General features: G+C 64.0%; 20 protein-coding genes. 6 read left to right on the forward strand and 14 right to left on the reverse strand.

Translation table 11 applies throughout. The annotated features are described in order from the left end of the window. Positions 1–14 precede the first annotated feature (14 nt). The 6 genes from uxuA to K3F49_RS07440 form a co-directional block, all read right to left on the reverse strand. Entirely contained in the window at positions 15–1,205 is a 1,191-nt protein-coding gene (uxuA, locus tag K3F49_RS07415; protein WP_234680224.1) for a mannonate dehydratase, read from the reverse strand. Positions 1,206–1,220: 15 nt separating this feature from the next. Further along, entirely contained in the window at positions 1,221–2,270 is a 1,050-nt protein-coding gene (locus K3F49_RS07420; RefSeq protein ID WP_234680225.1) for an L-idonate 5-dehydrogenase, read from the reverse strand. Continuing rightward, positions 2,267–3,673: a TRAP transporter large permease gene (locus tag K3F49_RS07425; protein ID WP_234680226.1), complete on the reverse strand. Its 1,407-nt coding sequence runs from the start codon at positions 3,671–3,673 to the stop codon at positions 2,267–2,269. The genes K3F49_RS07420 and K3F49_RS07425 overlap by 4 nt, the downstream gene beginning before the upstream one ends. 4 nt (positions 3,674–3,677) lie before the next feature. Beyond that, positions 3,678–4,256, reverse strand: coding sequence for a TRAP transporter small permease (locus K3F49_RS07430; protein ID WP_234680227.1), 579 nt, complete (start codon positions 4,254–4,256; stop codon positions 3,678–3,680). Positions 4,257–4,383: 127 nt separating this feature from the next. Beyond that, on the reverse strand, positions 4,384–5,343 hold the full coding sequence (locus tag K3F49_RS07435) for a sialic acid TRAP transporter substrate-binding protein SiaP (protein ID WP_234680590.1): 960 nt from the start codon (positions 5,341–5,343) through the stop codon (positions 4,384–4,386). Positions 5,344–5,428: 85 nt separating this feature from the next. Then, positions 5,429–6,238 carry a FadR/GntR family transcriptional regulator gene (locus K3F49_RS07440; RefSeq protein ID WP_234680228.1) on the reverse strand — a complete coding sequence of 270 codons (810 nt, stop codon included), beginning with the start codon at positions 6,236–6,238 and terminating at the stop codon, positions 5,429–5,431. A gap of 145 nt (positions 6,239–6,383) precedes the next feature. Here K3F49_RS07440 and K3F49_RS07445 point away from each other — a divergent pair, with 145 nt between their 5' ends. Both K3F49_RS07445 and K3F49_RS07450 read left to right on the forward strand, forming a co-directional pair. Next, a complete protein-coding gene (locus K3F49_RS07445) occupies positions 6,384–7,853 on the forward strand; it encodes a mannitol dehydrogenase family protein (protein WP_234680229.1) in 1,470 nt (489 codons plus the stop codon). An 89-nt stretch (positions 7,854–7,942) separates the two neighbouring features. Continuing rightward, positions 7,943–8,350: a nuclear transport factor 2 family protein gene (locus tag K3F49_RS07450; protein WP_234680230.1), complete on the forward strand. Its 408-nt coding sequence runs from the start codon at positions 7,943–7,945 to the stop codon at positions 8,348–8,350. Between the two features lie 13 nt (positions 8,351–8,363). Here the strand turns inward: K3F49_RS07450 and K3F49_RS07455 are convergent, their stop codons facing one another. Beyond that, the gene (locus tag K3F49_RS07455; RefSeq protein WP_234680231.1) at positions 8,364–9,098 is read right to left on the reverse strand and encodes an HAD family hydrolase; all 735 of its coding nucleotides are present in this window, start codon (positions 9,096–9,098) and stop codon (positions 8,364–8,366) included. A 132-nt stretch (positions 9,099–9,230) separates the two neighbouring features. On the opposite strand from K3F49_RS07455, the gene K3F49_RS07460 reads away from it, so the two are divergent. Together K3F49_RS07460 and K3F49_RS07465 are read left to right on the forward strand one after the other, a co-directional pair. Next, positions 9,231–10,079 (forward strand): SDR family oxidoreductase, encoded by an 849-nt coding sequence (locus K3F49_RS07460; protein ID WP_234680232.1) that lies wholly within the window; start codon positions 9,231–9,233, stop codon positions 10,077–10,079. A 116-nt stretch (positions 10,080–10,195) separates the two neighbouring features. Beyond that, the gene (locus K3F49_RS07465) at positions 10,196–11,461 is read left to right on the forward strand and encodes a serine hydrolase domain-containing protein (protein WP_234680233.1); all 1,266 of its coding nucleotides are present in this window, start codon (positions 10,196–10,198) and stop codon (positions 11,459–11,461) included. 58 nt (positions 11,462–11,519) lie between these two features. Here K3F49_RS07465 and K3F49_RS07470 read toward each other — a convergent pair whose 3' ends face one another. Together K3F49_RS07470 and K3F49_RS07475 are read right to left on the reverse strand one after the other, a co-directional pair. After that, positions 11,520–12,407, reverse strand: coding sequence for a dienelactone hydrolase family protein (locus K3F49_RS07470; protein ID WP_234680234.1), 888 nt, complete (start codon positions 12,405–12,407; stop codon positions 11,520–11,522). Positions 12,408–12,545: 138 nt separating this feature from the next. Further along, positions 12,546–13,772, reverse strand: coding sequence for an MFS transporter (locus K3F49_RS07475; RefSeq protein ID WP_234680591.1), 1,227 nt, complete (start codon positions 13,770–13,772; stop codon positions 12,546–12,548). Between the two features lie 515 nt (positions 13,773–14,287). Between K3F49_RS07475 and K3F49_RS07480 the strand changes: the two genes are divergently transcribed. Then, positions 14,288–14,866 carry a MarR family winged helix-turn-helix transcriptional regulator gene (locus K3F49_RS07480; protein WP_234680235.1) on the forward strand — a complete coding sequence of 193 codons (579 nt, stop codon included), beginning with the start codon at positions 14,288–14,290 and terminating at the stop codon, positions 14,864–14,866. 13 nt (positions 14,867–14,879) lie between these two features. Here the strand turns inward: K3F49_RS07480 and K3F49_RS07485 are convergent, their stop codons facing one another. Beyond that, positions 14,880–15,812: a hypothetical protein gene (locus tag K3F49_RS07485; RefSeq protein ID WP_234680236.1), complete on the reverse strand. Its 933-nt coding sequence runs from the start codon at positions 15,810–15,812 to the stop codon at positions 14,880–14,882. Between the two features lie 814 nt (positions 15,813–16,626). On the opposite strand from K3F49_RS07485, the gene K3F49_RS07490 reads away from it, so the two are divergent. Continuing rightward, positions 16,627–17,397: a response regulator transcription factor gene (locus K3F49_RS07490; protein WP_234680237.1), complete on the forward strand. Its 771-nt coding sequence runs from the start codon at positions 16,627–16,629 to the stop codon at positions 17,395–17,397. Positions 17,398–17,515: 118 nt separating this feature from the next. Here the strand turns inward: K3F49_RS07490 and K3F49_RS07495 are convergent, their stop codons facing one another. From K3F49_RS07495 to K3F49_RS07510, 4 genes are all read right to left on the reverse strand, one after another. Further along, positions 17,516–17,974, reverse strand: coding sequence for a hypothetical protein (locus tag K3F49_RS07495; protein ID WP_234680238.1), 459 nt, complete (start codon positions 17,972–17,974; stop codon positions 17,516–17,518). Continuing rightward, a complete protein-coding gene (locus K3F49_RS07500) occupies positions 17,971–18,432 on the reverse strand; it encodes a flagellar biosynthesis protein FlgN (protein WP_346657306.1) in 462 nt (153 codons plus the stop codon). The genes K3F49_RS07495 and K3F49_RS07500 overlap by 4 nt, the downstream gene beginning before the upstream one ends. A gap of 242 nt (positions 18,433–18,674) precedes the next feature. Further along, positions 18,675–19,148, reverse strand: coding sequence for a rod-binding protein (locus K3F49_RS07505; protein WP_234680240.1), 474 nt, complete (start codon positions 19,146–19,148; stop codon positions 18,675–18,677). After that, positions 19,145–19,564, reverse strand: coding sequence for a hypothetical protein (locus K3F49_RS07510; protein WP_234680241.1), 420 nt, complete (start codon positions 19,562–19,564; stop codon positions 19,145–19,147). The genes K3F49_RS07505 and K3F49_RS07510 overlap by 4 nt, the downstream gene beginning before the upstream one ends. Between the last annotated feature and the right edge of the window lie 4 nt (positions 19,565–19,568).

Here is a 19,568-nt window from a genome sequence, read left to right on the forward strand (position 1 = left end):
CCGCCGCAGATCTCCTATTGATGCTCGATTGCGCGGATCGCGCCGCGGAGCTCGGCGAGCCCGCGGAGGCGGCCGATCGCAGTATAGCCGGGATTGGTGCGCTTGGTAGCAGCGAGATCGTCGAGCATGCGATGGCCGTGATCGGGACGGAATACGATTTGCTTGTCGGGCGCACGCCGCGCGTTCTCCTTCAACAGCACTTTCAGCACCGCGACCATGTCGACGTCGCCGTCGAGATGATCGGACTCGTAGAACGTCAGGCCGTCGGCCTCGCGCTTGGTCGCACGCAGATGCGCAAAGGCGATACGCGGGCCAAAGCGTTCGGCCATGGCTGGCAGATTGTTCTCCGCGCGCACGCCGAGCGAGCCGGTGCAGAGGCAGATGCCGTTGGTCTTCGACGGCACCGCATCGAACAGCGCCTGATAGTCGTCGGCGGTGGAAGCAACGCGCGGCAGGCCAAACAGCGGGCGCGGCGGATCGTCCGGATGCAGCGTCAACGAAACGCCGAGCTGCTCGGCCACCGGCGCGACGCGTGCAAGAAACTCAGCGAGATGCTGGCGCAGTATCTTTGGCGTGATGTCGCGATAGGTCTCCAGCCGATCGCGGAATTGCGGGATCGTCATCGGCTCGGTGGTCGAGCCCGGCAGCGCGCTGGCGATGGCCATGATGAGATAGTCGATGTCCGCCTGGCTCATCTTGTCGAACAGCGCTTTCGCGCGCGCCTGCTGCTCGGGGGAGTACTCCTGGACAGCGGCCGGGCGCTTCAGGATGTACAGCTCGAAGGCCGCAAAGCGGTCCTGGTCGAAGCGCATGGCACGGGCGCCGTTCGGCAGCTCCCATTCCAGATCGGTGCGGCACCAGTCGACCACAGGCATGAAATTGTAGCAGATGATCTTGATGCCGGACGCTGCCACCGCCTCGAGGCTCGCGATCCACGCCTCGATGGACTTCGTTGCCTTGCCCCCGAGCCGCTTGACGTCGTCGGGGATGGGAATCGATTCCACCACCGACCATGTCAATTGCGACCGGCCGGGCTGGCCGTTCTCGATGAAATTCTTGCGCTCCTCGACCGCCTTGCGCGTCCAGGCCTCGCCGATCGGCACCTGATGCAGCGCCGAGACGATATCGGTCGCGCCGGCCTGCCTGACATCGTCCAAGGACACGGGATCATTGGGCCCGTACCAGCGCCATCCCTCTAGCATCATCGAAATTCTCCCGGATCAGTTGGCGGTCAGCACGACCTTGACGCTCTGCGAGCGGTCGAGCGCCAGCCGCAGCGCGTCCGGCGCAGTCGACAGCGGCCGCTCGGCGGTGACCAGCGACAGCACGTCGACACTGCCAGCACCAATCAATTCCACGGCAGTCATGAATTCAAGCCCGAAGCGGAACGAGCCGCGCAGATCGATCTCCTTCGCCATCACCGCATTCGACGGCGTCGGAATTTGCCCGCCCGGCAAATTGCCGATCTGGACCACGACGCCGCCGCGCCTGACGATGCCGATGGCGCTGGCAAGACCAGCGGCCGTGCCTGAGACTTCGAATGCGACATCGTCGGAACGCGAGGCGGCCTGCGCCTTGAGGCCCTCTTCACCATTTGCGACGTTCTCGACATGCGATGCGCCGAGCCGGGTCGCGAACGCCAACGGGGCCGGTGCGATGTCGGCCACCGTGATATCGGCCATGCCGGCGCGGTGCGCGGCCAGCATGGTCAGAAGCCCGATCGGCCCGGCACCAAAGATGATGCCGCGCTTGCCTTCGATCTTACCGGCGCGCGCGACGGCGTGCAGGCAGACCGCGAGCGGCTCGGCAAGCGCTGCGGCCTGATAGGACACATGGTCCGGGATCTTCACGCACTGCGCCGGGATCGCGTCGAAATAATTGGCAAAACCGCCCTGCATGTGCGGCGTCTTCGACGCCGAGCCCATGAAGTAGATATTCTCGCAGAGGTTCTGCCGGCCCTCGCGGCAGGCCCCGCAATGACCGCACCAGCGCGACGGATTGACGGCGACGCGGTCGCCGACCTTCAGGTTTGCAGCGGTGCCCGCGATCTCCACGACCTGGCCCGAGATCTCGTGGCCGAGCACGAGCGGCGACTTCACCACGAAGTCGCCGGTCCGGGCGTGGCGGAAGTAATGCATGTCCGAGCCGCAGATGCCGCCGGCACCGAAGCGGATACGCACCATGCCGTCCGCAAGCTTGTCGAGCGGATGCTCGATCATGCGCAGATCTTCGGGGCCGAACAGGGTCGCAGCGAGAGAGGTCGAGGTCATTTGGAAAGTCCCATATATTTCGGCAGCCAGAGGGTGAGTTCGGGAATGTAGGTGATCGCGATCAGCGCGACCAGCAGCGGCACCAGCCAGGGCAGGATCGCGACCGTCGTGCGCTCGACCGAGAGCCTTGCCACGCGCGCGAGCACGAACAGCACCATGCCGAGCGGTGGATGCAACAGGCCGATCATCAGGTTGAGCGTCATGATCAGACCGAAGTGGATCGGATCGATACCGAGCTTGAGCACGATCGGCAGCAGGATCGGCACCAGGATGGTGATCGCGGCCGTGGTGTCGATGAAGCAGCCGACGAACAGGATCAACACATTGGCGAGCGCCAGGAACACCCATTTGTTGTGGGTGATGCTGAGCATCCAGTCCGAAAGCAGCTGGGCCGCCTGCGACACCGTCAGCAGCCAGGCGAAGATCGAGGCCGCGGTGACAATGAACAGCACCGAGGCCGTGGTCTCGATGGTGTCGAACGTCGCCTTCGCCACGGTCTTCAAAGTCATGGTGCGGTAGCGCACGAGACCGAGGAACAGCGACCAGATCACCGCGGCGACGGCCGCTTCCGTCGGCGTGAACCAGCCAAGCGTCATGCCGCCGATCAGGATCACAGGCGCCATCAGCGCCATTACGGCGGAAAAGTCGAAATACCAGTCGATCGCGAGCAGCGCGCCGAGGCCGATGACCACGGCCAAATTGGTCGACATGCCTGCCAGCGTCATCAACCAGATCGCCATCGGAAAGGAGAAGACGATGGCGATCTCGAGGCCGGCGGAGCCGAGTTGCGGCCAGGAGAACGGCGTGTCGCTACCCCATTTATTCCTGTGCGCGAAATAGGTGACGGTGGCCATCATCAACAGCGTCATGACGATGCCGGGAATGACGCCGCCCAGGAACAGCGCGCCGATCGAGACGTTGGCCATCATGCCGTAGATCACGAAGGGCAGTGACGGCGGGATGATCGGGCCGAGCGTCGCCGAGGCCGCGGTGACGCCGACCGAAAACTCGGTGGTGTAGCCGTGGTCCTTCATCGCCTTGATCTCGATGGTGCCGAGACCGGCGGCATCCGCGATCGCGGTGCCGGACATGCCGGAGAAGATCACCGAGCCGATGATGTTGACGTGGCCGAGCCCGCCACGCATCCAGCCGACCAGCGCGACCGCGAATTTGTAGATGCGCCCGGTGACGCCGGCGATGTTCATGAGATTGCCGGCCAGGATGAAGAAGGGCACGGCCAGCAGCGGAAAGCTCTCGACGCCGGCGATCATGCGCTGGGCCAGCGTGACGTCGGGCGTCACGCCGCTGACCAGGATGTAGAGCAGCGACGACGCGGCCATGGCAATCGCCACGGGAACGCCGAGCAGCATCAGGACGAGAAATCCTCCAAGCAACAGCAGCATGAGATTATCCTTCAAAACCGTCGTAGGCGCCGGGACGTTCGAGGATCGAGTAGCCCTGGCGCAGATGCTGCACGGCAACCTGCACCGAGCGCACGAACATCAGCACGAAGCCGAGCAGAACGGCGTAGTAGACGTAGTTCTTTGGGAAATTGATCGTGGTCATGGACTCGTCGCCGATGATCTGGATGTAGACCCAGACCAGCTTGACGGCGTAGCCGAAGAAGACGATCCGGATCAGGTCGATCGCGGTCGACAGCGCCCGCGCCACGACATGCGGCAGATAGCGGTAGATCAAATCGACCTGGATGTGCCGCGACAACCGCACGCACATGGACGCGCCGATGAAGACTACGCCGATCAGGCAGTAGGTCGCGATCTCCTCGGTCCAGGCGTAGCTGTCGTTGAGCACGTAGCGGGTGAAGAACTGCAGGAAGACAGCGAGCGCCATCACCCAGAAGATCGCAAGCGCCACCCAATCCTCGAAAGCGTAGATGCCGAGATCGACCTTCGGCGTCGCCTCCTCCTCGAAGGTATGGGCGATCTCGTCCCCGGTGATCTGCCGGTGCACTTCGGCGGTCGACATATGTTACTCCCTCAAACTGGCTCACGTGATTGACTCACGTCGTTCCGGGGCTCGCGAAGCGAGAACCCGGAACCTCGAGATCCCGGGTTCGGTCCTCCGGACCGCCCCGGGGATGACGACTACGTCGTCACTTGACCGCCTGGATCCGTTCCCAATCGGCCTTGCGATAGCCGAAGGTCTCGAACGGAACGTTCTTCAGCACGATGTCGCGGAACTCGTTCTTGTCGACCTCGGTCACGGTCAGGCCCTTCTCCTTGAAGAAGGCGACGAGCTTGGCCTCGTTCTGCTTGATCTCCTCGGTGGCCTTGGCGGCAGCTTCCTGCGCGACGTCGGTGAAGATCTTCTTGTCCCCGTCCGAGAGCTTCTTCCAAAGTGCGCCGGCGACGACCGTGTTGAGGTGGTCGACGATGTGGCCGGTCAGCACGATGTGCTTCTGCACCTCGTAGAACTTCTTGGCCTCGATCGTGGTCAGCGGGTTCTCCTGCGCCTCGACGGTGCCGTTCTGGAGCGCGAGATAGACTTCGGCGAACGCGATCGGCGCGGTGTTGGCGCCGCAGGCGCGCGGCATCGCGAGATAGGCCGGAACGTCGGGCACGCGCATCTTCAGGCCCTTGAGATCGGCGCAGGTCTTGATCGGCTTGTTCGAGGAGGTCTGGCGCACGCCGTAATAGGTCACCGCGATGATGTGGTGGCCGCTCTTGTCCTCATAGCCCTTGGCGAGCTCCTTGAAGATATCGCTCTTGGTGTAGGCGAGCAGATGATCGGCGTCGCGGAAGGTGTAGGGATAATAGGTCACGCCGATCGGCGGAAAGCTCTTGGCCGCGAAGCTCGAGCCGGAGATGATGATGTCGACCGAGCCGAGCGAGAGGCCCTGGTTGATGTCGGCTTCCTTGCCGAGCTGGGAGGCCGGATAGACGTCGATCTGGTAGCGCCCATTGGTGCGCTTGCCGATCTCCTGCGCGGCCCAGACCGAAGCAGTGTGGAACGGCTCAGAGGTCTCGTAGACGTGGGCCCATTTCAGCTTGGTCTGCGCCAGGCCGGCATGCATCGTCGCAAACATCGCGGCGGCCGAGACCGCCAGCACCATCGTCATTTTCTTCAACACTGGATCCTCCACTGACTTAAATCTGCTTCTTGTTCACTCGCCCCAAAACGAGGCGATCCGCCCAATCTCATCGCCGCCGCGCGCTGCCGCTTTTGGCCTGCTTCTTCGACGGCCGTTTTGGCTTGGCCGGAGCTGCGCCGGACCGCGCGCTTGGCTTCCGCATCGCCGGTGATCCCGTGGCGTTTTCAGCGCCAAAATTCTGCGCAAAGCGCTCCTGCGAATGCGCGAGGTGATCGCGCATCGCGTCGCGGGCCGCTGCAGGCTGGCGCGCTGCAATGGCATTGCGCACGGCCCGGTGCTCGCTAAGCGCGGTGCGCCACGTGCCGGGATTCTCGAAATAGTGCGCAAGCTGCGCGAAATAGGGATTGAGGCGCTGGTCGAACAGTTCGCCGACCACGCGCACCAGCACGGCGTTGCCGAGGCATCCGGCGATCGCGATATGGAAGGCGCGGTCATGGACCATCGAGGCTTCGCCGGGGTGCGCGACGTTCTCCATCGCGACCAGGGCGGCATCGATGCGAGCGATATCGTCCCTGGTCGCCACCCGCGCGGCCTGCTCGGCGATGGCGCTTTCGAGGAATTCGCGGGCGCGCAACAGCTCGAATGGCCCCTCGATGACGGCGGACGGCGCTGGCGTAGCATCCGAAGGGTCGATCACATAGATGCCGGAGCCGACGCGAATGCGAACGCGTCCTTCCACTTCGAGCGCGATCAGGGCTTCGCGCACCGTCGGCCGCGACACCCTGAGCTGATCGGCGAGCTCGCGCTCGGTCGGCAAGCGGCTGCCGACCGCGTACTCGCCGCTGTCGATCAGGCTTCGCAATTGATCGGCGATTTGGCGATAGAGCCGTCTCGCCTCCACAGCTTCCAGCGGCACGCTGGCCTCCCCGAAAGGGCCGCGCCGGAAAGCTTCACCCCCGGCGGCCCGCCAATTTTGGATAATTGGCCTTACCAATTGACCGGAGCATTGACCGAGGACGGCCGCCATGTCAAGCAGCGGCCAAACACAGGGAGAGACGACCATGCGGCTTGGCTGCGCCAATCTCGATCGGCTGGCACCTCGCATCCGCCGCCCGGCCTATGACCGCTCGCGCGTGACACCCGGCATCCTGCATCTCGGCCTCGGCGCGTTTCATCGCGCCCATCAGGCTGTCGTGATCGACGATTGTCTTGCCGCAGGCGCCAATGCCTGGGGCATCGTCGGCGCGAGCCTGCGCAGTCCGGATACGCGCGATGCCCTCGCCCCGCAGGATCATCTCTACACGGTCGCCGTGCGCGCCGCCGAGGGTACCGAGCATCGCGTCATCGGCGCGCTGCTCGACAGCCTCGTCGCGCGCGAAAAGCCGGCAGCGCTCGTCGAGCGAATGGCCGATCCCGCCATTCGCATCGTCTCGCTCACAGTCACCGAGAAGGGCTATTGCCACACGCCACAGACCGGCGATCTCGACGAGCGGCATCCTGATGTCGTGCACGATCTCAATGATTTTGACGCCCCGCGTTCGGCGCCCGGCTTCATCGTGGCCGCGCTGGCGCGGCGACGAGCGCAGGGACTTTCGCCGTTCACCGTACTGTGCTGCGACAACCTCGCCGCCAATGGCCACACCGTGCAGCGGATCGTGACGCAGTTCGCGGCACTTCGCTCGACGGACCTCGGCAAATGGATCGCGGATAGCGTTGCCTTCCCCTCGACCATGGTCGATCGCATCGTGCCGGAAACGACGGATGCCGACCATGATGCGGTCGCCGCGGCGCTCGGGATGCGTGACGCCTGGCCGGTGATGACCGAGCCCTTCACGCAATGGGTGGTCGAGGATCAATTTGCCGCGGGCAGGCCCGATCTCGCTGCCGCGGGCGTCGAGCTCGTCGCCGACGTCAAGCCGTTCGAGCTGATGAAGCTGCGGCTGCTCAACGCCAGCCATTCGGCGCTCGCCTATCTCGGCTATCTCGCCGGCTACGAGACCATCGCCGACACCATGCAGGATCCGCATTTCGCGCGCCTCGCCGCGCAGGTGATGGAAGAGGCCGCGGTGACGCTGACGATGCCTGCGGGCACCGATCTCACCGCCTATCGCGCCTCACTGCTCAAGCGTTTTGCCAATCCGGCGCTACATCACCGCACCTGGCAGATCGCGATGGACGGCTCGCAAAAGCTGCCGCAACGCCTGCTCGGTGCGATGCAGGATCGCCTCATCAGGAATCTGCCGATCGCGACGCACGCACTCGCGGTCGCCGGCTGGATGCGCTACGTCACCGCGCGCGACGAGCAGGGCCGCGCCATCGACGTGCGCGATCCCCTCGCCGCCGAGCTCGCGGGCCTGGCGCGCGAGGCCGGTCCGGTCGCGGAACGGCTGGCGCCCGCATTGCTCGGCGTCACAAAAGTGTTCGGGCCGCTCGGCGCCGAGCAGCGCCTGCGCGAGGCCGTGACCGCGGCGCTCGGCCGTATCTACAAGGAAGGTGCGCGGCGCGCGGTGGAGACGCTCGTTTCGGCGTGATCACGAGGTGGGCAGCAATGCTGCACTGCGTTCAAAGTCGGACTGAAGTCGCGCTTGATTTTTGCGTGCCATTGGCCCACCCGAGAGGCATGGCAAAGGACAGCAAGGTCATCGCCGCGAACGCGGCTTTTTACGCCGCCTTTTCGACAGGCGATTTTGACGAGATGAAGCGGATGTGGGCGGATGACGACGCCATTTCCTGCATTCATCCCGGCTGGCCCGCGATTGTCGGCCATGCCACCGTGATCGGAAGCTGGCGCGATATCCTGCAAAATCCGGAGCGGCCGCAGATCGTCTGCGCCGAGCCGCAGGCGATCGTCGACGGCGACGCTGCGCGCGTGCTCTGCATCGAGATCGTCGACGGCACCGCGCTCGCCGCGGCCAACCATTTTCGGCGCGTCGGCGACGGCTGGCTTCTGGTGCACCACCAGTCGAGCCCAATCGCTCAGATTGTCGAGCAGTCTGAGGACGATAGAGCAAGTCACCGGGTGCACTGACGGCGACAGCGCTCTACTGTGCATGGGGTTGTTCTGCAGTTTTTGGTTCGGCGGCGAGTTTCGACAGATCGTCCAGCACGAACCGGGCCGCACTGAAATCATCATCCCGGAAAAAAAGACTGCGCGTGACGAGCACGGGAATGTCGGCCCGCGCGGCCGCAATCAGCCCGTTGGTGGAATCCTCGATCGCGACGCAGTTGGATGGCGCCAGCTTCAATCGCGCCAGGACCTCGAGATAGACGTCCGGCGCGGGCTTCTTGTGCCTGACGTCGTCACCGGCAACGATCGCGTCGAAATCAGCAGTCCAGCCCGCCCCCACCGCCCGCGACAGCAGCGCATCGATATTGCCGTGCGAGGTCGTGGTCGCAATCGCGAGCCGCTGGCCGCGCGCCCTGGCAGCAGTGAGCAGATCCGCCACGCCGGGCCGCAAGGGGCAACAGCCGGTCTCGACCAGTTCGGCATAGTGGGCGGTCTTGATACCGTGAAGCGCGGCGATATCCGCATCCGACAGGGGCGGCGCGGTCCACTGCCTGGTGTGGAAGGCGCGGATGCGTTCCTTGCCGCCGGTCACGCGCAGCAGGTCCTTGTAGGCGGCGCGGTCCCAATGCCAGTCGAGACCGTGACGGGTAAAGGCGTGGTTGAAGGCCCGCCGATGCAGCTCCTCGGTCTCGGCCAAGGTCCCGTCGACGTCGAAGATCAGCGCGGCCGCGTTCCGGACCAGCCTCGCCGCGCCTGATTCCGCCTGCATGGTCGATGCCTCCCTGTGAAGACCATCACCCGAGGCGGCGGGCGAGTAAAATCGCAATATCTTTTGTTGGACCCAAAAATCTCTTATGAGCGGAGGTGCGCTCAGGCGCGAACCGGAACTCACGGGAGACGCATGCGGCTCTTCATCCTCGGCCTCGGCTACAGCGCCCGGCATTTCGTCGGCAAATTCGGCGGCAGCTTCTCGCATGTCGCCGGCACGGTCCGCGATCCCGCGGCGCGGGGCGACCTCGCGGGGATCGAGCTGCATGGCTTTTCCGGCAGCCGTCCGGCTGACGCGGCGATCGAGCGTATCAGCGATGCCGACGTCCTCCTCATATCGATCCCGCCGGGCAGCACCGGCGATCCCGCACCAGCGGCGCTCGGCGATTTGCTCGCGGCGGACCGTCGCAAGATCGTCTATCTCTCCACCATTGGCGTGTACGGCGACCATGCCGGCGGATGGGTGGACGAGAGCACGCCGCCGCAGTCCGCCCTCGACCGCGCGCGGATGCGGGTCGCGGCGGAGCAGGCCTGGGCGGACACGGCACAAGGCGACGTCGCGATCTTGCGGCTTGCCGGCATCTACGGTCCCGGCCGCAACGCGCTGGCGACGCTGCGCAGCGGCGCGGCGCGGCGCATCGTCAAGCCCGGCCAGGTCTTCAACCGCATTCATGTCGACGATATCGCCAGCGCGATCATGGCCGCGATCCACCACAACAGCGGCGGCATCTGGAACGTCTGCGACGACGAGCCCGCGCCGCCGCAGGACGTGATCGCCTACGCCGCGCACCTGATGGGCATTGCGCCGCCGGACGAAGAAGCGTTCGCGACCGCCGAGATGTCGGCGATGGCACGCAGCTTCTATGCCAGCAGCACCCGCGTCTCCAACGCGCGGCTGAAGCACGGGCTCGGCGTCCGGCTTACCTATCCGACCTATCGCCATGGCCTCGATGCGCTGTGGCGTGCGGGCGACGGACGATAGGGGTTCCTGGCGCGTCCCAGACATGCCGTGCCCGCGCTTGACTTCGCATTTACGTGGTCGTGATCTAGGCGTGTAGCGAGCCACCGCATAACGAGCTCGCGGCCTGGGAGGATATTATGAACAAGACGATCGCCATGATCGCGGCGGCTGCCGTCATCACGTTCGGAGCCGCGCGTGCCGCGCCGCTGCCCGAGGCCAATCCCGACGATGTCGGCTTCTCGAAGCAGGGCCTTGCACGGCTCGACGATTTCTTCGCCCGCGAGATCGCCACCAAGCGCGTGCCGGGCGCGGTCGTCGCTGTCGCACGGGACGGCAAGCTCGTGCACTACAAGGCCTATGGCATGCTCGATCCTACCAAGGGCACGCCGATGCCGATCGACGCGATGTTCGCGCTGGCCTCGATGACCAAACCGATGGCCGCGGTCGCCGGCCTGACGCTGATGGAGCAAGGCAAGCTGCCGCTGCAGGCCAAACTGTCCGATTACTATCCCGCCTTTGCCGACATGAAGGTCGGCGTTCAGCAGCCCGACGGTTCGTTGAAGCTCGAACCGCAGGCCTCGCCGATCTTCATTCACGACCTGTATCGGCACACGTCCGGCCTGATGTATGGCGGTCGCCCGGACTCGTCCAGCATGCTCGCGCGGCAATATCCTGAAGGCACGGCACCCGCGATCGAGGGCGACACGCAGGCCTTCATCGAACGCATCACAAAGCTGCCGCTGGTGCATCAGCCCTCGACTGAATTCGAATACGGCTTCTCGATCGACGTGCTTGGCGCGGTGGTCGAGAAAGTCAGCGAGCAGCATCTCGGCGACTATCTCGCTGCCAATGTCTGGCAGCCGCTCGGCATGAAGGACGCGACCTTCCATCCCACCGACGCACAGCGCCCCCGCCTCGCTCGTCCCTTTGCCGACGATCCAATCACGGGGAAGCCGCAAGCCATCAAGCTGCTGGACACCCCGACCAAGTTCGATTGCGGCGGCGCCTGCTCGTTTGCGACGGTCGGCGACTACATCCGCTTCGGCCAGATGTTGCTCAACGGCGGCGAGCTCGACGGCCAGCGCATCCTCTCGCCCAAGACCGTGCACCACATGACGAGTAACCACCTCGGTCCTGAGATCAAGAACAACGTGGCGAATGTCGAGCCGCATCGCGCCGGCTTCGGCTTTGGCCTCGCAGTCGCGGTCCGCACCAGCGAAGGGCTGTCATCGGTTCCCGGCAATCCCGGCGAATTCACCTGGAATGGCGCCTACGGGACCCAGTTTTTCTGCGATCCCAAAGAGAGACTTGTCGTGGTGGTGGGAACGGCGGCACCCGGCGAGCTGCGCAAATACTATCGCGAGCAGGTCCAGGACATCGTCTATGGCGCGATGACGAAGTGAGACCGGCCCGCGCTGAAGTAGAAAGGGCGGCCGATCGGCCGCCCTTTGGAGTCTGGTGTCAGCTCAGAACACCGTATTTCTTGAACCAGGCCTGCGCCTGCTTCCAGGCATCCTCCGCGGCGTCCTTGCGGTAGCTGCCGCGGTAGTCGGCATGGAAGCCGTGCGGCGCTTCCGGATAGATCTTGAAGTCGGCCGTCTTCTTGTTCTGCTCGAGCGCCGCCTTGAGCTGCTCGACCTGCGCCACGGGAATGCCGGTATCGGCGCCGCCATAGAGGCCAAGCACCGGCGCCTTCATCTCGGGCGCGAGCTGCAACGGGCTCTTCGGCCACAGCGGGTTGGGCGGATCGACCGGCGGACCGTAGAACGCGACGCCGGCCTTGAGCGTGCCGCTATGGGCGGCATATTCCCAGACCGTGCGGCCACCGCGGCAGAAGCCGATGATGCCGAGCTTCGCGGTGTCGCCGCCTTGCGATCCCGCCCAGGTCGCCGTCGCGTCGAGATCGGACAGCAGCTCGGCGTCCGGCTTGGCGTTGACGATCGGCAGGAGGTCCTTGATGTCGGTGATCTTGGTGAGGTCCGTGCCCTTGCGGAAGTAATAGTCGGGCGCGACGGCAAAGGCGCCGAGCTTGGCGAGGCGCCGCGTCACATCCTTGATGTATTCGTGCAGGCCGAAAATCTCCATCGCGACGATGATCACCGGCGCCTTGGTGTTGCCGGCGGGCCTTGCAAAATAGGCCGGCATCTCTTCGGAACCGACCTTGATCTTGGCATCGCCAGCCTGGAGGCCGCTGGTGTCGGTCGTGATCACCTCGGCGCGGACGGGACCTGCCGCGAGCGTGTAGCCGGCAGCAACGGCCGCGGTGGCGCTCATGAATCCGCGGCGCGACACCGGGGGCGGCTTGATCAGCCCTACGACGTCGGACGTAATGGTGGTTTCAATGCTCATCGGCGATCCTTCCTGATGCCTGCCCTAGTGTCTTGCCCTAGTGTCTTGCCCTAGTGTCTTGCCCTGATCCTTCAGGCGACGCATTCGCCAATAATTGCCGGCGAAACGCAAATCACCAGCCTGCGAGCGCCGGACCTTTCAGATCCGGCGCTCGCGCTGCTTTACCGGCGCAGTCTCCGGCATCAGGCTCATCGCGACAAGTCCGACGATCGCCGCAAGCAGCAGGTACCAGGCCGGCGCCAGCGGATCGCCGGTGACATGAAGCAGCCAGGTGACCACGAGCTGCGCCGTGCCGCCGAAGCTCGCGATCGCGACGGCGTAGACGGTGGCGAACACGCCGCCGCGGATGTTCTGGGGCAGCGCCTCGGTGAAGGTCGCATAGAACGCGGTGAAGGGCAGCGAACCGATGACGGAAAGCAGACCGAAGCCGACCAGCAGCGACAGCGCGCCGGGCGCATGGACGATCCACAGAAAGACCGGATAGGTCAGCAGCAGCGTTGCGAGCTGCGGCCAGATCATGACGGGCTTGCGGCCCAGACGATCCGCGAGCCAGCCGCCGACCAGCGCACCAGCAAACTGAATGGCGTTGCTGACGAGCGACACGGCAAAGGCGAGTGTCGACGAGACATGCAGCGTGTTCTGCGCATAGGTCGTCATGTATTGCGTGACATAGGTCGAGATCGTGCCGCTGGCCAGAACCATCAGCGCCAGCGCGATCAGGCCGGTGTGGCGGCGGGCCTGCGAGAAATGGCCCGTGCTTTCTTTCGCGGCGCTACCGGCTTCGGCCTGCGGGATCGTCTCCGGCAGGGTTTTGCGCATCCAGACGCCGAATGGCAGGCAGACCGCGCCGATCAGAAACGCCACCCGCCAGCCATAGGCGTCCAGCATCTCCGGCGCCATGGTCTTGCTGAGGATGACGCCGACGAGGGCGCCTGCCGTTGCAGCGATCTCCTGGCTCGCCGGCTGCCACGCCACCACCAGCGCCCGATGCTCGATGGGGGCGATCTCGATCAGATAGGCAGTGGTCGGCCCGACCTCGCCGCCGAGCGCAAAGCCTTGCACCATACGGGCCGCGATCACGATGATCGGCGCTGCGATGCCGATCGTAGTGTAGGACGGCGTGAACGTGATGGTCAGGATCGCCGCCCCCATCAGCGCGAAGCTCAGCAGCATGGCCGGCCGCCGACCAATCCGGTCGGAATAGATGCCGAGCACGACGCCACCGATCGGCCGCGTCACGAAGCCGGCGCCGAACGTCGCAAGCGACAACATCAGACTGCCGTACTCGCTTCCGGTCGGGAAGAAAGTGTGGCCGATCTGGATCGCGAAGAAGCTATAGGTAATGAAGTCGTAGAACTCGAGCATGTTGCCAACGGTGGCGGCCAGTGCTGCGCGTTTGACGTCGAACGGCTTGCTTCCCAGCGACACTCTCGAATTCCCCGGTGATTGTGTGCCCGATTTAACCGCGTGACCGCATTGCGTCGCAACATCCATTAACCGAAAAGAGGGGTTCTCCCGCTGCCCGCGGCGCCATCACGCGTTGCAGGGGGTGTGCGGTTTCGCGCAATTCGAAGCGTTTCGCTGCAACATTAGGCTCGATCGTGGCCGCGACGACACATCATGTTGCCCAGGCACAGGACACGGTCCGATATTTGAGCGCGAGCCCACGTCATTTGACTGAAATTTTCAGATCAGTTGAGCCGTCAGATTTACTCGAACTTTCTTCGTGACGCTCTAGTTCCACTCGCGAATGTTCCATCTCCAGAACGGAGAGCGTCTTCCAAGCGCGGCATTTGTTTCCGCTTCGAGCGAGGCTCGACAGCAACGATTGCGCTACCACCGGCTCAATTGAGTAAAGCTTTATCCGATCTGGCATCGATATGAATTTGGCCCGCGAAGCAATTGAATTATTGGGACAGGTGGCGCGGATCCTGTGGTTCGAAGGCACCAAGCACGGCATGCGCGATCGCGAGTGGATGGCGCTGCGCTTTCTCTCCCGTGCCAACTGGTTCTCGAGGACGCCTTCGGCGCTGGCAAGCTACGTCGGCACTACGCGCGGCACCGCCTCGTTCATCATCGGCGAGCTCGAGCGTCTCGGCTATGTGGAACGGAAACGCTCCGCCAAGGACAAGCGCTCGGTGATGCTGAGCGTGACCCAGCAAGGCAAGAAGTTCCTGGCGCGCGATCCCGTCAATGGCCTCGTCGAAGCCATCGCCGTCCTTGATGACGACAGCAAGATCCGCTTTCGCGACACCTTGCGACACGTGCTCGATCAGGCTGATGCCGCCGAGCAGCGGCACCACACCGACGTCTGCAAGCGATGCATCTTCCTGCGGGAGGATCGCACCTCTTCCGAGAACAAGGCGACGGTCGAATTCACCTGCCGGCTGTTTCGCGCGCCGATCGCCGAAGCCGAGGTCGACCTGCTATGCACCAGCTTCGAGCATCACCGCCAATAGAGCGGTCCGCCGCTCATTTGCGCGCCGAGTAGACGACGCCGCCGCCGCTGGTTTCCACCACCAGACGGCCGTTCTCGTTCCTGATCTCCTCGATGCGACCCAGATTCGGGACCTGCTGGCCGAGCACGGCCTCGACGACACCGCTCGGACCCTGCAGGATCGCAATGCCTTCATAAGCCTGGCGGACCGACCAGCCCTTGACCGCCTTTCGCGGGGCCGAGCTGCGTTCGGCCGGAGACACCGAGCCCGTGGTCTCGGGTGCCGCGACCGAGGCCATCATCGGCATCGCCGACGAGGGCTGCGCCGCAACCGGACTCGGCGGGACCTGGGCCTGGGCGAGCCTGTCGAGCTTCGCGGTCGAGGACGAGCTGACACGCTCGATGCGATCCAGATTCTCGGCGAACCGGCCGAAACGATCGCTGGTCGCCTTGCTCGACTGATCGACAGCGGCTCGCAGGCCGTCGAGATTCTCGGACACGCCGGACAATTGCCTGCGCAGCAGCGCGACCGTATCGCGCAGATTCCTGATCTCCGCATTGGCCGTGGCATTGGTCTGGCCCGGTTGCGTGGTGAGATAGGCAATGACGCCCGTGCAGGCGCAGACCACCAGGATGGCGGCAACCGCCAATGTCGCGAGCGGCGCGACCCATGTCGGACGCGGTGGCGGCGGTTTGGCCACGATCACCGCCGGCTTGATCACCACCGGCGCAGGCTTTGGTATCGCCATCTTGTCGAGGCGCGCTTTGGCGCGAATGCGCTTCAACCCCTCGAGCGCTGCCTTGGCCGCAACTTCGTCGCTCGCTGCAGACACGGGCTTCGCAGCTGTCGCGGGCTTGGCCGCGCGCGGCGCATTATTGGTCTTCGTATCGCGCGCTTCCGGAGCCGGCTTCGCCGCTGCGGTTAAATCCGCAGTTTCAGCGGGACGCGCTTTTCCATCGGACAACATTTGAAAATGCTCCGTTCGTTTTCGATCTGTTGAACGAAGCTAGTTGGCGAAGCTTGCCTGAAACGTGCGCATCAAAAAATTTGTTCGTCACGAACAATGCGACATCGAATGAGTCCAACGCGTCATGCACGAGGCGAAAGTGCGACTCGAAAGACACACAGTCGCCAAGATTTCGCCAAGCTGGAGTCTCGTCGCCATACATGAGTCGAATTGTCGCAGGCGGGTGCGCGGCCAGGAGAGTCAATCCCGGGTTGAAAACCCCTCCCTGCGACGATGCTGCAGCACCACCCAAAATAGCTGTGTTTCTATGGGTGTATGGAACTTTATAACCGTCAATGTGCAAAAGTAGTTTGATTTCCAAATCAACTGATGTGACTGGATATACAAAGAAACAACCGGAAACAAATCAACAGCATCAAACACGCGTAGCAAACGCTTTGTTTCGCACCCTTGATCGGGAATCGGCAATTGTTACGGTCCTAGTCAAGTGATTCTCGCCAGTTGGCGAGGAGATCGACTGAGTTCAGTAGCGTTCGGACGCACAGCAAAGTAGCGCAACTGTTCTAAGTCGCTGTCTCACCGCTCCGCGGGGTGATCCGTAGGACACCCGCCGGGCTTCACGCAGTAAGCGTTCAGTATCGAGTCGAAGTAACAGGCCTGCTCACGCAGGCACTGAATGCGTAGGGCTGCCCGCGAACATCGAAACCATAACAACGGTTCGCGGGAGGGAAATATCGTCAAACAGCATGGCGTCGAGCCGGGGCATCACGACAACTCCCGGCCGCTGCAAGTGCGAAACAGGGGCGACTGACTAATGTACATAATCGTTGATGATCGCGAGAGCGTCACGAACAGCTATGTAGGAGGGCTCGTTCGCGAGGGCGTATCGTCGATCGGATTCTCCTCCGGAGAATTCTGGGACTGGCTGCAATCCGCGAACGAATCGGACCTGGCAGCGGTCGATGCCTTCCTTCTGGGGGACTGCGATGCCCGCGGCAGCCTGCCACGGGCGATGCGCAAGCGGTCCACGGCTCCGATTATCGCCATGAGCGGCCAGAAGATGCTCAAGAACACGCTGGAGCTGTTTGAATCCGGCGTGGACGACGTGGTTCACGTGCCGATTCACCTGCGTGAGATCCTCGCCCGAACGGCCGCGATCGCGCGCCGCCGGGTGGGCGAATTGCCGAGGCCCTGCGAGACAAGGATCCAGGTCTTCTTCAACGGACGTGACCCCGAGATCGCGGGCCACGCCCTCACCCTGCCCCGCCGCGAGCTGCGCATTCTCGAGTATATGGTCAGCAATCACGGCAAGTGGATCACCAAGACGCAGATCTTCAACGCGGTCTATGGCATCTTCGAATCCACGTTCGATGAGAGCGTGATCGAAAGCCACGTCAGCAAGCTGCGCAAGAAGCTGCGTGACCGACTCGGTTTCGACGCAATCGTGGCACGGCGTTACGTCGGATACCGGCTCGACATCCCTGCCAACGAGGCCATCGACGTGCCGATGCAGGAGCTCGACGAGGTCGGCATCCTCCTGAACCGGGCGCATGCCGCCCCGGCGGCGTACCCGGCCGGCAACTGACGCGCCTGAACCAAGGCTCACGCACGAAAAACGGCCTCTGCGGGGACATCCGCAGAGGCCGGCTTGTTTTCAGCGGCAGAAACCTCGTTACGCCGGCACAGCCACGCGGCCCGGCGCGCTACGGCTTCTGCTGGAATTCTTCCTTGGAGACGTAGTTGAAGTCCTCGACCAGCACGTCCTGGACGACGTCGGCCTGCATCCGCTCGTTGACGCGCTGCTTGATCGCGGCGGTGAGGACGGAGAGGTCGTAGCGGGCGAGCTTCCTGAAATCGAGCTTCTCGTCAGCGTAGATCCTGCGGAAGGCCTCGTCGACGACGAACGGCTCGGGCGGAACGGTGAGCTGGTGCATGGTTCGCGCCTCGACCGTGTAGACGAAGCGCGCGACGATGTAACCCTGCACGGCACCGCTCTCGACCATGGGTATGCTCAGCGCCCGGGTCTTCTGGTATTGCAGCCCGTCGAGATATTCGTCCTTCGCCGGCAGCAGGGTGCCGTTTTCCTTCCAATAGGCCACGCCGTAGCTCGTGCCCGCGGTGAGGATGCATACCCAGAGCCCGGCCAGCACCAGTTTGATCATTTTCCGTCCCGCGCTGCGCGACCGGTGTAGGTACCATCCGACTCGGCATCCTTGATCGCCCTGACGATGATGGCCGCGACCTCACGCACGGCGTCGTAATGCATTTCGAGGAGAGAGCGGTTTCGCTCGAGCTTCTCGCGCAGCCGGTGAATCTCCTCGGTAATCTCGGTTTCGCCGCCGAGATGCATCCTCGCCCGCATCAGGCGGACGAATTCCAGCATGCTCCGGCTCTTGCGCATGCTGAAATCGTCGAAATCGACCTTCTGTCCGGTCGCGAGCGCGGCGGTTTCTTCCTCGACGATATTCTCGAGCCGGCGAATCGCCGACAGCAGGCCACTGACCTCCTCGGCCCGCGTCGCCTCCAATCTTGCCGCTTCAGCGTCGTCGAACGGCATGTCGCTGCCGGCATTCGGCAGCAGCACGGGTAACAGAGCATCGCCCGGCGCGGCCCCCGTCATCACCTCGGAGTCCAGGACTTGGGAGCCCAGGACTTGGGAGCCCAGGACTTGGGAGCCCAGGACTTGGGAGCCCAGGACTTGGGAGCCCAGGACTTGGGAGCCCAAGACTTGGGAGCCCAAGACCTGAGAGTCCAAGACCTGCCGTTCAACGAACGGTTGCTCCATCACCGGAAGTGTCGCGCCCTGTTCTACCTGCATAGCAAATTCACCCTTCAACTTTCGTCACCCATGTTCCAGATCCATCAGCCCGACTTGCCCGTCACATCCGGACCAGGCGGATGCGCGGACGCGAGCTGCTTGGCAATTCCGATCCCTTTGCCCTTCGCAAGCTGGGCGCCGAGCTGCTCGGCCAGCATCGATTTCCAGACGCCGCCTGCAGTGCCCTTGCCGAACACCTCCTCCGACTCCTTCGGCAACATCGTCTCGACGAAGGTCTGGAGAATGAAGGCTTCGAACTTGCGATAAACCTCGTCCGGGCCGGGCTTCTTGATCACCTGCACCGGCGGCCCGTTCACCACCCCCGACTGCGCCTCCGCCACCTTTGCGGTGGATTGATCGGCCGCGGCCGCCCTGGTGGCCTCGGAGTCCATCGTCGCGGCGAAATCGGCGCCCGACGATTTCAGCGCGTCGAGCTTCGCGGTCGCGGCGCGCTGCGTCACCGGATCGGCGGCGTCGAGGACGTCGAGGACGAGGTCGGATGTCGGCGTCACGATCATGTCTTATTCCGGCTGGTTGGCCGCGACGTCAAATCGCGCACGGCGGCATGTGTCTCCGTGATTTCCGCGAGCGATCGCTTCTCGGCGTCCCGCAGCTTTTCGGCCAGCGCCACCTTGGCGACCTCCTGGAGCTGTTTGACGCGCCGGTTCTCCGAGCGAACCTTGTCGAGCTGCATCGCGGCACGCTCCTGCACGGCGCGCGCGCCGACGGTCGTCCTGTTGAGGCGCCTCGCAAGGGAATCGCTCGACGATCCGGCCGGCGGTTTCCCCTCGTTCAGAGTTCCGACCAGCCACGCCTGCTCATCCTGCATGGTCTGCTCCTGCTGCCGCAATTGCGCGAGCTGCCATTCGGACAGACGGAGCTGAAGCTTCACCAGCGAGACGATCCGACCGAGCTTGTCCGCGCGCGAGGTCATGGCC

The organism is Bradyrhizobium monzae (assembly GCF_021458635.1).
GTDB lineage: Bacteria > Pseudomonadota > Alphaproteobacteria > Rhizobiales > Xanthobacteraceae > Bradyrhizobium.

What these genes read in the sequence shown, in the direction of transcription:
- uxuA (WP_234680224.1), bottom strand. Translation starts at nt 1,205, where the DNA reads ATGATGCTAGAGGGATGGCGCTGGTACGGGCCCAATGATCCCGTGTCC.
- K3F49_RS07420 (WP_234680225.1), bottom strand. Translation starts at nt 2,270, where the DNA reads ATGACCTCGACCTCTCTCGCTGCGACCCTGTTCGGCCCCGAAGATCTG.
- K3F49_RS07425 (WP_234680226.1), bottom strand. Translation starts at nt 3,673, where the DNA reads ATGCTGCTGTTGCTTGGAGGATTTCTCGTCCTGATGCTGCTCGGCGTT.
- K3F49_RS07430 (WP_234680227.1), bottom strand. Translation starts at nt 4,256, where the DNA reads ATGTCGACCGCCGAAGTGCACCGGCAGATCACCGGGGACGAGATCGCC.
- K3F49_RS07435 (WP_234680590.1), bottom strand. Translation starts at nt 5,343, where the DNA reads ATGGTGCTGGCGGTCTCGGCCGCCGCGATGTTTGCGACGATGCATGCC.
- K3F49_RS07445 (WP_234680229.1), top strand. Translation starts at nt 6,384, where the DNA reads ATGCGGCTTGGCTGCGCCAATCTCGATCGGCTGGCACCTCGCATCCGC.
- K3F49_RS07450 (WP_234680230.1), top strand. Translation starts at nt 7,943, where the DNA reads ATGGCAAAGGACAGCAAGGTCATCGCCGCGAACGCGGCTTTTTACGCC.
- K3F49_RS07455 (WP_234680231.1), bottom strand. Translation starts at nt 9,098, where the DNA reads ATGCAGGCGGAATCAGGCGCGGCGAGGCTGGTCCGGAACGCGGCCGCG.
- K3F49_RS07460 (WP_234680232.1), top strand. Translation starts at nt 9,231, where the DNA reads ATGCGGCTCTTCATCCTCGGCCTCGGCTACAGCGCCCGGCATTTCGTC.
- K3F49_RS07465 (WP_234680233.1), top strand. Translation starts at nt 10,196, where the DNA reads ATGAACAAGACGATCGCCATGATCGCGGCGGCTGCCGTCATCACGTTC.
- K3F49_RS07470 (WP_234680234.1), bottom strand. Translation starts at nt 12,407, where the DNA reads ATGAGCATTGAAACCACCATTACGTCCGACGTCGTAGGGCTGATCAAG.
- K3F49_RS07475 (WP_234680591.1), bottom strand. Translation starts at nt 13,772, where the DNA reads ATGCTCGAGTTCTACGACTTCATTACCTATAGCTTCTTCGCGATCCAG.
- K3F49_RS07480 (WP_234680235.1), top strand. Translation starts at nt 14,288, where the DNA reads ATGAATTTGGCCCGCGAAGCAATTGAATTATTGGGACAGGTGGCGCGG.
- K3F49_RS07485 (WP_234680236.1), bottom strand. Translation starts at nt 15,812, where the DNA reads ATGTTGTCCGATGGAAAAGCGCGTCCCGCTGAAACTGCGGATTTAACC.
- K3F49_RS07490 (WP_234680237.1), top strand. Translation starts at nt 16,627, where the DNA reads ATGTACATAATCGTTGATGATCGCGAGAGCGTCACGAACAGCTATGTA.
- K3F49_RS07495 (WP_234680238.1), bottom strand. Translation starts at nt 17,974, where the DNA reads ATGATCAAACTGGTGCTGGCCGGGCTCTGGGTATGCATCCTCACCGCG.
- K3F49_RS07500 (WP_346657306.1), bottom strand. Translation starts at nt 18,432, where the DNA reads ATGACGGGGGCCGCGCCGGGCGATGCTCTGTTACCCGTGCTGCTGCCG.
- K3F49_RS07505 (WP_234680240.1), bottom strand. Translation starts at nt 19,148, where the DNA reads ATGATCGTGACGCCGACATCCGACCTCGTCCTCGACGTCCTCGACGCC.
- K3F49_RS07510 (WP_234680241.1), bottom strand. Translation starts at nt 19,564, where the DNA reads ATGACCTCGCGCGCGGACAAGCTCGGTCGGATCGTCTCGCTGGTGAAG.